General features: G+C 40.7%; 11 protein-coding genes and 2 pseudogenes. 5 read left to right on the forward strand and 8 right to left on the reverse strand.

Going from position 1 to position 9,322, the window contains the following annotated elements; all coding sequences use genetic code 11:
- Both QMF79_RS01830 and ycaO read right to left on the reverse strand, forming a co-directional pair.
- Nucleotides 1-271: DoxX family protein (locus QMF79_RS01830; RefSeq protein WP_281772541.1), on the reverse strand; the 271-nt coding region annotated here is incomplete at its 3' end.
- A gap of 221 nt (nucleotides 272-492) precedes the next feature.
- Nucleotides 493-2,256, reverse strand: a complete 1,764-nt coding sequence (gene ycaO, locus QMF79_RS01835) for a 30S ribosomal protein S12 methylthiotransferase accessory factor YcaO (RefSeq protein WP_281772531.1) — start codon at nucleotides 2,254-2,256, stop codon at nucleotides 493-495.
- A 168-nt stretch (nucleotides 2,257-2,424) separates the two neighbouring features.
- On the opposite strand from ycaO, the gene QMF79_RS01840 reads away from it, so the two are divergent.
- Nucleotides 2,425-2,970, forward strand: a complete 546-nt coding sequence (locus tag QMF79_RS01840; protein WP_281772532.1) for a carboxymuconolactone decarboxylase family protein — start codon at nucleotides 2,425-2,427, stop codon at nucleotides 2,968-2,970.
- 152 nt (nucleotides 2,971-3,122) lie between these two features.
- Here the strand turns inward: QMF79_RS01840 and QMF79_RS01845 are convergent.
- Nucleotides 3,123-3,339, reverse strand: a pseudogene (locus tag QMF79_RS01845) (IS3 family transposase); the annotation flags it as partial.
- A 182-nt stretch (nucleotides 3,340-3,521) separates the two neighbouring features.
- On the opposite strand from QMF79_RS01845, the gene pdxY reads away from it, so the two are divergent.
- A complete protein-coding gene (gene pdxY, locus QMF79_RS01850) occupies nucleotides 3,522-4,385 on the forward strand; it encodes a pyridoxal kinase PdxY (protein ID WP_281772533.1) in 864 nt (287 codons plus the stop codon).
- 63 nt (nucleotides 4,386-4,448) lie between these two features.
- Here pdxY and kdsB read toward each other — a convergent pair whose 3' ends face one another.
- From kdsB to glpE, 4 genes are all read right to left on the reverse strand, one after another.
- Complete coding sequence (gene kdsB, locus QMF79_RS01855; RefSeq protein ID WP_281772534.1) at nucleotides 4,449-5,201, reverse strand: 3-deoxy-manno-octulosonate cytidylyltransferase; 753 nt, start codon at nucleotides 5,199-5,201, stop codon at nucleotides 4,449-4,451.
- An 18-nt stretch (nucleotides 5,202-5,219) separates the two neighbouring features.
- Complete coding sequence (gene trxB, locus QMF79_RS01860) at nucleotides 5,220-6,173, reverse strand: thioredoxin-disulfide reductase (RefSeq protein WP_281772535.1); 954 nt, start codon at nucleotides 6,171-6,173, stop codon at nucleotides 5,220-5,222.
- Between the two features lie 76 nt (nucleotides 6,174-6,249).
- The gene (locus tag QMF79_RS01865) at nucleotides 6,250-7,095 is read right to left on the reverse strand and encodes a co-chaperone YbbN (RefSeq protein WP_281772536.1); all 846 of its coding nucleotides are present in this window, start codon (nucleotides 7,093-7,095) and stop codon (nucleotides 6,250-6,252) included.
- 48 nt (nucleotides 7,096-7,143) lie between these two features.
- Nucleotides 7,144-7,467, reverse strand: a complete 324-nt coding sequence (gene glpE, locus QMF79_RS01870) for a thiosulfate sulfurtransferase GlpE (RefSeq protein ID WP_281772537.1) — start codon at nucleotides 7,465-7,467, stop codon at nucleotides 7,144-7,146.
- A gap of 166 nt (nucleotides 7,468-7,633) precedes the next feature.
- On the opposite strand from glpE, the gene exbB reads away from it, so the two are divergent.
- Genes exbB through QMF79_RS01885 form a run of 3 tightly spaced genes read left to right on the forward strand, consistent with a single transcriptional unit; the run spans nucleotide 7,634 to nucleotide 8,698 of the window.
- Complete coding sequence (gene exbB, locus QMF79_RS01875; protein ID WP_281772538.1) at nucleotides 7,634-8,083, forward strand: TonB-system energizer ExbB; 450 nt, start codon at nucleotides 7,634-7,636, stop codon at nucleotides 8,081-8,083.
- Between the two features lie 30 nt (nucleotides 8,084-8,113).
- On the forward strand, nucleotides 8,114-8,500 hold the full coding sequence (exbD, locus tag QMF79_RS01880; RefSeq protein WP_281772539.1) for a TonB system transport protein ExbD: 387 nt from the start codon (nucleotides 8,114-8,116) through the stop codon (nucleotides 8,498-8,500).
- Between the two features lie 6 nt (nucleotides 8,501-8,506).
- Entirely contained in the window at nucleotides 8,507-8,698 is a 192-nt protein-coding gene (locus QMF79_RS01885) for a hypothetical protein (protein ID WP_281772540.1), read from the forward strand.
- Here the strand turns inward: QMF79_RS01885 and QMF79_RS01890 are convergent.
- Nucleotides 8,637-9,322 (reverse strand): annotated as a pseudogene (locus QMF79_RS01890) (hypothetical protein); the annotation flags it as partial. The gene QMF79_RS01885 and the pseudogene QMF79_RS01890 overlap by 62 nt on opposite strands.

The raw sequence follows: 9,322 nt of genomic DNA on the forward strand, positions 1-9,322 counted from the left end.
ACCACGCGACAGAGATTAAAATCGTTAAACTTAATGCACTAAAACGTGTTAGCACCCCAAATATCAGCAAGAATGGGAAAATTAATTCAGATCCCATTGCAACGTGCCAATTAATATCGGCTGGAATAAGATTAAATGGAAAAGGAAAACGATCTTGTATTTCAGTAAACCAATTTTGACCATTCCATTTTTCTAACCCTGCCTCTAAAAATTCCCACGCAAGAAAAAAGCGTAAAATCAATAAACTCACGCCGCTGCTGATACCTTGCATCTTACAATCTTTCATCTTTTTCCTCTTATTGATTACCTATTTTATGAAATTATTTAGTTCATTGTGCTAGGAAATGTTTCCCAGTTATTCTATTAGTCGGAGATAAACCTTTTTTCTTACACTTTTTTTTTCAAAAAATCGAAAATATTATTTTTGCAAAAATGCAGATAACATTAAGGGCAAAGATTCTAATGATCTTCGCCCCTTTTATCTTTTAATAATTAACGTGTAATTGGAATGATTTTTGCACGTTGTAATTTGCGATAAGCGTCCAAGAGCTTTTGGTGAGCTAGCATATTTTCTAAAGCTTCATCAGAAGCTGTTAAGCCATAAAAAGGATTACCACCATTTACAGCATTCCACGCAAATTCGACCGCTTGTTTACCGTACATTTTCTCGAAAACTGCACGATATTGTTCAGGTTTGCGGTTTTCATCGAGGAATAATTCGATAGTTTGAATTAAGCAACGGTAGTAGTTGTTGTGTTCTGCAGTGAAGACGGAAGCGTTCATATTTGCCGTCCAGTTCGCCCAGTCTAACGCTTGTTCTAAATTGCCTAGAGCTAAGTGAAGCATGGATTTTAGCTCGCCAATACGTAAGGTTTGCATTGCTGAACCTTTCTCGGCAACGATACCGATAAACTCACGGACACGGGTTAAATCGTCGATGCCTTGTTCATCTAATTCGTCCAATAATTCTTGGTACGTTTCCGCATCGTGATGGAAATGAGGCAGATCTAACAGAATTTCTCGCCAATCCATCCCCATATTGTTGTTGGCATAAATTAAATCATCGCTTGGGTAGATGTTTGACATACCAGGAGCAAGGATACGGCAAGCGTAAACGCCTAAATGCTCGTAATCCATAATGTAAACAGGCTGTTCGTATTTGTTGAAGATTGCCATTAAATTATGGAATTCTTGTTCGGTTGTGCCTGATAAATCCCAATGAACGAACGGGTAGTCCGCATCTTTTTTGAAAAGATCCCACGAAATCAGACCGCTTGAGTCGATGAAATGGGTTTCAAGGTTAGCGTGATCGGCAACATCTTCATTATTGAAAGAAGGTGGTGAGAATACGTCTAAATCTTTCAGGCTACGACCTTGTAAAAGCTCAGTTACGGTGCGCTCGAATGCTACTTGGAAATTCGGATGTGCTCCGAAAGAGGCAAAGCAGGTGCCGTTTTGCGGGTTAAGCAAAATTACGCAAATCACAGGGAACTCACCGCCTAATGAGGCATCGTAGCAAAGAATAGGGAAGCCTTCTTGCTCTAATTTTTCAATAGAGGCTTTGATGGTTGGGTAGCTATCGATCACCGATTGCGGAATTTCAGGCAAGCTGATCGCTTCTGCGATAATGCGGTTTTTCACAAAACGCTCGAACACTTCAGATAAGCCTTGCACACGGGCTTCGTGTTTGGTGTTACCTGCCGACATCCCGTTTGAGACAAACAAGTTTCCGATAATGCTTTGTGGAATGTAAACCGTTTGGTTGTCCGATTGGCGAACGTAAGGCAAAGCCACAATACCACGATCGTAGTTGCCTGATTGTAAATCGACTAACAGTCCTGGCGTGAGTTCGCCATTCGGGTCAAAGTATTCCCATAAGAAATCGTCCATCATCTCCATTGGTGGCACAGCTTCATCTTCAATCGGGAACCATTTTTCAGATGGATAATGCACGAAATCGCCGTTTGCTATCTCTTGCCCTAAATAAAAATCAGCCCAGAAATAATTGGTCGATAAACGCTCAAAATACTCACCTAAAGCTGACGCTAATGCAGCTTTTTTGCTCGCACCCTTACCGTTTGAGAAACATTGTGGGCAGTCTGCATCACGAATATGCACCGACCAAACATTCGGCACAGGGTTTAACCAAGAGGCTTCTTCAATGTTAAAGCCAAGGTTTTTTAGTTTGTTTTGGAAGGTAGAGATGCTCTCTTCAAGGGCTGCATCTTTACCTGTAATAAAAGTTTGTTCAGACATAAAGTACCTTATTAAATGTCGTTAAAATTTCGGTATTCTAGCAAAATTTGATCGCTAGTTATAACTTTTTAATCTATAAAGTGCATTTTATTTCTTTTTATTTGTTGCGAAACCCTCGTATTATTTCTCACATGAAATACATCTATTTATATTATTTAGGAGAACATAATGTCTAAATTTCAAATTCATACTATTGAAACTGCACCAGAAGCTGCAAAAGAAGCATTAACTGCGGTCAAAAATGCAAACGGTTTTATTCCAAATTTAATTGGCGTATTAGCCAACGCACCTACTGCATTAGAAACTTATCGTACCGTGGGTGGGATCAATGGTCGTAATAGCTTAACTGCAACAGAGCGTGAAGTGGTGCAAATTACCGCAGCAGTGGTTAATGGTTGTGGATTCTGTGTAGCGGGTCATACTAAAATCGCATTAAAAGTGTTGAAGCTAGAAGAAGAATTAGTAAACCAAATTCGAGCAACAGCTCGTATTGAAAGTGATAGCAAATTAGATACTTTAGCACGTTTTACGCTTGCAGTAATGTTACAAAAAGCAAAATTAACAGAAGCACAATTAAATGCATTCTTTGCGGTAGGCTATACGCAAGAACAAGCGATTGATGTTGTGTTAGGGGTAAGTTTAGCGACACTCTGTAATTATGTGAATAATCTTGCGGAAACACCTATCAATCCTGAATTACAACCATTCGCTTAATTGATAATAATATTTGAGTGAAGTTAACGGCAGGTAAATCTGCCGCTTTTTATCTTCGATTCTCCTTGAGTATGTTTTGATAGCTTCTCATCTGATAATGCCAATCTTGGTCGGAATGTAAAATGGGTTTTGCTCCATCAGGAGTTGGCAACACCTGAATGAGCAATGTTAAAGTATAAATAAGCAGTTTCTGCAGAAAATTGTCGGTTTTTAACCGCTTGTATTATGTTAAGTTTAAATTCAGGTGAGTTATTTCGCTTCTGTTGTTTCGGTAAGTTGAAAATGCCTGCGGGTAAGTGAATTATTTTTACCATTTTGAAGATAGAATTCGATGACTTGTTGTTTGAAAAGAAAATTGTATTTGGTTATAAAAAAATCCGCATCTTAGTTAGTAGGTTATTGGCATAGTTTTTGACGGATTAGCAACTATTTTGTCTACTGTGCCCCAAGAAATCCGACCACCTTTCATTTTGAAAGCAGATGAAATTTTGCTCCAAGTGTGCTATTGTCCTAGATCTATGCAAACAATATCGTTCTTAAAGGAGAAAATAATGAAAAACGTATTGTCTATTCAATCACATGTGGTGTACGGCTATGCGGGGAATAAAGCGGCGGTGTTTCCGATGCAGTTGCTTGGGGTGGATGTTTGGGCGTTGAACACGGTGCAATTTTCCAACCACACTCAATATGGCAAATGGAAAGGAATGGTGATTCCAAAAGAGCAAATTGGCGAAATCACACAGGGGATTGATGATATTGATGCTCTACACGAATGCGATGCGATCTTATCAGGCTATATTGGGGCTGCAGAGCAAGGTGCGGAAATCTTGAAAGCGGTTGAAAAAATCAAAGCGAAAAATCCAAAAGCAGTGTATTTTTGCGATCCTGTGATGGGTCATCCTGACAAAGGTTGCATTGTTGCCTCTGGTGTGGCGGAATTTTTGCGTGATGAAGCGATGGCAAAAGCCGATTTAATTGCCCCAAACTTGGTGGAATTGCGAGAGCTTACAGGCTTACCTGTAGAAAACTTTGCCCAAGCAGTTGAAGCAACCAAAGCGATTTTAACAAAAGGACCGAAACGTGTGTTGGTGAAACACTTAAGCAAAGTAGGGCAAGACCCTAACCAGTTTGAAATGTTACTCGCAACTGAAGCAGGAATTTGGCATATCAGCCGACCATTGCACGAATTTGTTGGTCGTGATCCTGTAGGCGTAGGCGATTTAACAAGCGGTCTATTTTTAGCAAATTTGCTCAATGGTAAATCAGATTTAGAGGCGTTTGAGCATACGGCAAATGCGGTAAATGATGTGATGAGTGTTACGCAACAAAGCGGAAAATATGAACTGCAAATTATTGCGGCAAGAGAGTGGATTGCGAATCCGAAAAGTCAGTATCATGCAGTAAAAATTAGTTAAGAAATAAAGGCGAACACTATATAAAGTTCGCCTTCACTTTATCTATTATATTGCATGGGATAATTAAGAAAGAATTTGCCTTACTCTTTCCAAATCCTCAAGCGTATCCACCCCCACTTGCGGTGCTTCTTTTGCAAGTTCTACGTGAATTTTTTCACCATACCATAACGCTCGAAGTTGCTCTAATGATTCCAATTTTTCTAGCACCGTAGGTTGCCAGCGGATATATTGGTTCACAAATTTTGCTCGATAAGCATAGATGCCAATATGACGAAGATATGACTGGCTTGCGACAAAAGCGTCATTACAATCTGCGAAATGATCACGAGCAAATGGAATGGCGGCACGTGAGAAATAAAGTGCCATTCCTTTTTGATCGGTTACTACTTTTACGCAGTTTGGATTAAATAACTCTTCTTTGGTCTCTAATTTCACCGCAAGAGTTGCCATATTGACTTGGTTTTCTGCTAGGTTTTGAGCAACTTGTTGAATAATCACAGGCGGAATAAGAGGCTCATCACCTTGCACATTTACAATGATTTCATCGTCAGCAATCGCCATTTTTTCAATCACTTCTGACAAGCGCTCAGTACCTGAATTGTGCTCGGTTGAAGTCATACAGACTTCTGCACCAAATGCTTTTGCCACTTCCTCAATCTCTTCGTGATCGGTTGCAATAATTACGCGATTTGCGCCCGCTTGTTGGGCTTTTTTCCATACGTGTTGGATCATCGGTTTGCCTACAATATCTGCGAGTGGCTTACGAGGTAAGCGGCTAGATGCGTAGCGGGCGGGAATAATGACGGTAAAGCTCATATTTTCCTCTTATATTTCTTAAGCTTCCTGAGCATCTAAGAAGCGTTCTGCATCAAGGGCTGCCATACAGCCTGTACCTGCGGAAGTAATTGCTTGGCGGTAATTATGATCCATTACATCACCGGCTGCAAAAACCCCTTCCACAGAAGTCGCTGTTGCATTACCTTCTAAGCCTGATTTCACTTTGATGTAGCCATTATCAAGTTCTAACTGGCCTTCAAAAATCGCTGTATTTGGTGAGTGACCAATTGCCACAAAAAAGCCATCAACGTTAATCTCTTCGGTTGAACCATCTTTAGTCGAAACTAATTGCACACCTGTTACGCCTGCATTATCGCCCAATACTTCTTGCACGGTACGATCGGTATGTAGAATAATTTTTCCCTCTTCTACGCGTTTTGCTAAACGACCAAGCAAGATTTTTTCAGCACGGAAGCTATCACGGCGATGAACTAAATGCACTTCACTAGCGATATTAGCTAAATATAGTGCCTCTTCCACCGCGGTATTACCGCCACCAATCACCGCCACAGGTTTGTTACGATAGAAGAAACCATCACAAGTTGCACAAGCAGAAACGCCTCTGCCTTTGAAAGCCTCTTCTGAAGGTAAGCCAAGATATTTGGCTGACGCACCTGTTGCAATAATTAACGCATCACAAGTAAAGGTATGAATGTCGCCTTTCAGAGTAAATGGGCGTTTAGAAAGATCAACGGTGTGAATATGGTCAAACACGATTTCAGTGTTAAATTTTTCTGCGTGTTTGAGCATTTTATCCATTAAGCCTGTGCCCGTGGTATGTTCATATTCACCAGGCCAGTTTTCAATTTCATCGGTAGTGGTAAGTTGCCCGCCTTGTTGCATCCCTGTCACTAATACGGGGTTTAAATTCGCTCGAGCAGCATAAACTGCAGCGGTATAGCCCGCAGGACCTGAGCCTAAAATTAATAATTTAGTATGTTTGGTTGTCATTTTTTGTCCTTAAAGTCTGTTTGATTTCTGGGGCTAATATAATTAGCCGCTACAGATAAATTGATATAATAAATGCTTAATAAAGCAACGAATAAAGCTGTCGTCTAAATTTCGGTACAATTGGATCATTACCCAATGCAGATAAAATCGCTAAAAATTGCGTTTTTAATTCGCCATTAGCAACCGAAAGATCAGCTTTCAACCAATCAAACAATAATGTTAATGCTTCTTCATTTTTGCCTGCTTGATGCAATTGGTTCGCTAGTTTAATCGCAACTTCAGGCGTTTTATTGCTTGCATAATCGGCTTGAAGTTGTTGTAACTCTGGCGATTCTGCCGTTTGTTCTAATAACTCAATTTGCGACTGCAATCCTTGCCAACGGCTATCTCTATCTTGAATAGGAATCGCTTTTAAGATCTCTTTTGCCTCTTCTACTTTTTTCATCACGATGTAAGTTTCAGCATAAAGCAAGGCGAAATCGCTGTTTTTCTTATCCGATAATTCCCACGCTGATTTTAGGAGGGGCAAGGCTTCCGCATAACGCTCATCTTGTAATAATTCTAAGGCTTGATTGAATTTTAAATCTTGCTCTTTTGGCAAAATATTAGCTAAACGAATGAGTAACTCTTGTTCACTTACCGCACCTTGAATCATATCAACAGGCTGCCCATCGGCAAACAGATACATCGTTGGAATGGCTTGAATACGAAATTGTATTGCCAACTCACGCTGCTCATCGCAATTAACCGTTGCCAATAAAAACTGCTTTGGATGCTCATCTGTAAGACGGCGAAGAAGAGAATCCATCTCAAGAGATGCCACTTCACGCGGTGAAACAAAGTTAAACACCACAGGCATTTGAGAGGCAGCTGCCCAAACTTCGCTAAAATTACTTTCGTTTACGTTAATGATGTAGTCCATAAAATTTACTTTTGCTGTTTGTTGAAGAATACTCAACATATTAGGGTATTAATATATCGTTTCAATAGGTAAGCCCGCATGTACCCAGCCATCAAAGCCACCTTTTACGCTATACACTTCCTCAAAGCCTTGCTCAACCAAAAACTGTGCAGTATTACGACTACTCACGCCATGATAACACATGATAATCAACGGCTCGTCGTAATCAACTTCGTCTAACAGGCGTCCGTAGCTTTCATTGGTTAAATGAAACGCATCTTGAGCGTGACTATAGGTATAACGACGAGTATCACGAATATCGCAGAGCGTACCACCTTCATTTTCAACTAATTCAAATGCCTGTTCAGGCGTAATTTCTGTAAAGGTTTCCATTTTAGCCTCGAATAAAAAATAATTAAAATATACCATAGAATAAGGATAAGAATTCCTATTATTTCAATTTATTTTAATTTGAATTTCCGAAAATACAGCGTATAATTAAGAACAATTTTCAACTGCAACAAAATCTTCTTTATATTTTTTAAGGATTGAGGAATTTATGGATCAACTATTTCAATTTCTACAACACTATATTGACTACATCATTTTAGGCTTACTATCACTGATGAGTGTTATACTGGTTTGGAAAATCATCGAACGTATTATGTTTTACAAAAGCTTAGATGTGAAAAACTACCAAACTCAAGAGGAACTCGAAATTGACCTCACAACCAATCTCACCACCATTTCAACTATCGGTGCAAATGCACCTTATATCGGCTTATTAGGCACGGTAATTGGTATTCTTCTGACTTTCTACGAATTGGGGCACTCAGGTGGTGACATTGATGCAGCTTCAATAATGGTACATTTATCACTCGCATTAAAAGCAACTGCTGCTGGTATTTTAGTTGCGATTCCTGCGATGATGTTCTACAGCGGTTTCAACCGTAAAGTGGACGAAAACAAATTAAAATGGCAAGCATTGCACGCTCGTAAAGTGGCTTAACAAACGGTCAAAAAATTTACGAGGTTTACCATGAAAAAATTTGATGAAATTAACATCATTCCTTTCATTGATATTATGTTGGTATTACTAGCTATCGTGTTAGTTACCGCTTCATTTATCTCACAAGGAAAAATTCAGGTTAATGTGCCGAAAGCAAGCACTACGCAAACCGTAAAAGCGGATGATTTAGCGAAACTAGTGACCATTACTGCAGAGAACCAATTCTTCTTTAATGATCAACCTGTAAATACCGAACAGCTTAAAAATGAAATCGGCACGTGGGCGAAAGACCAAAAAGTCACGCTAAAAGTAGATGGAGCGGTGCGTTTTGATAAATTCGTCGAGCTTACGGATTTATTAGCTGCGAGCGAAATTAAAAACGTTGCAATTATGACCCGTAAGGATAACGGCAAGTAGGGAGATATGAATAAACGAAATTCTCGCATCGGTTTGGCAGGTTCTATCGCCTTTCACGCAACAGTTGTCGGTATTATCTTGTTTGCAGCCAAACAAACCGTTCTTAGCGATCAGATTGATGATATGCAAGAAGTCACTAGCATTTCAATGGAAATGTTAGCGGGTGTGGCTGAACAACCACAAGTTGGTTCGAGCTGAGGCTGACGGTATTTGCCGGATTGTACGCAGTCGGCGCACCAATACTAATGCCTTGAGCGTTAACGGTTACGCCGCCTGTCGTGACGCTGTCGACTTTCAGGTCTTTGTTGAGGCCGACCTGAATGCCGTTTGCGCCTGCGGTGGTGGTAATGTTGGCATCGCCTTTGACGGCTACGGTATCGCCCAGTTTGTTGGCAACGGTCGTACCGCTGTCACCTGCGAAGCTGATGCCTTTGTTGTCTACTGCGTCTTTCGCCGCTACGCCTTTGGCGATGTCGGCTTTGACGGCTTTAGACAGGTCAACCGCGTAGTCGGTCACGTTGTTGGCGTCTTTGTTGCCTTTGGTCACGACGATATTGTCGGAACCTGCGGAAACGCTCGCGCCGTCTGCGTTCACGGTGTAAACGGTTTGACCGTTCGCACCTTGTTTGCTGCTCACGCTGGCGATGTTGGTACCGGCTTCGACTTCTGTCTTAGCAGCAGCGGTCAGACGGTTCAACTGTCCAACATTTACTGCATCAGTATCTTTCTTGCCTTCAGCAACGTTACTGATGGCTTTGTTGCCTGCATTGATACCGTCGGCAGTGATGTTGACATCGCCTGCTTTCAGACCGTCTTTACCCA

The sequence above is a fragment of the Pseudohaemophilus parahaemolyticus genome (genome assembly GCF_938021905.1).
In the GTDB taxonomy this organism is placed as follows: domain Bacteria; phylum Pseudomonadota; class Gammaproteobacteria; order Enterobacterales; family Pasteurellaceae; genus Haemophilus_A; species Haemophilus_A parahaemolyticus_B.

Coding starts and splice junctions, on each gene's coding strand:
- kdsB (WP_281772534.1), bottom strand. CDS start 5,201: ATGAGCTTTACCGTCATTATTCCCGCCCGCTACGCATCTAGCCGCTTA.
- QMF79_RS01865 (WP_281772536.1), bottom strand. CDS start 7,095: ATGGACTACATCATTAACGTAAACGAAAGTAATTTTAGCGAAGTTTGG.
- QMF79_RS01885 (WP_281772540.1), top strand. CDS start 8,507: ATGAATAAACGAAATTCTCGCATCGGTTTGGCAGGTTCTATCGCCTTT.
- exbD (WP_281772539.1), top strand. CDS start 8,114: ATGAAAAAATTTGATGAAATTAACATCATTCCTTTCATTGATATTATG.
- pdxY (WP_281772533.1), top strand. CDS start 3,522: ATGAAAAACGTATTGTCTATTCAATCACATGTGGTGTACGGCTATGCG.
- trxB (WP_281772535.1), bottom strand. CDS start 6,173: ATGACAACCAAACATACTAAATTATTAATTTTAGGCTCAGGTCCTGCG.
- exbB (WP_281772538.1), top strand. CDS start 7,634: ATGGATCAACTATTTCAATTTCTACAACACTATATTGACTACATCATT.
- ycaO (WP_281772531.1), bottom strand. CDS start 2,256: ATGTCTGAACAAACTTTTATTACAGGTAAAGATGCAGCCCTTGAAGAG.
- glpE (WP_281772537.1), bottom strand. CDS start 7,467: ATGGAAACCTTTACAGAAATTACGCCTGAACAGGCATTTGAATTAGTT.
- QMF79_RS01840 (WP_281772532.1), top strand. CDS start 2,425: ATGTCTAAATTTCAAATTCATACTATTGAAACTGCACCAGAAGCTGCA.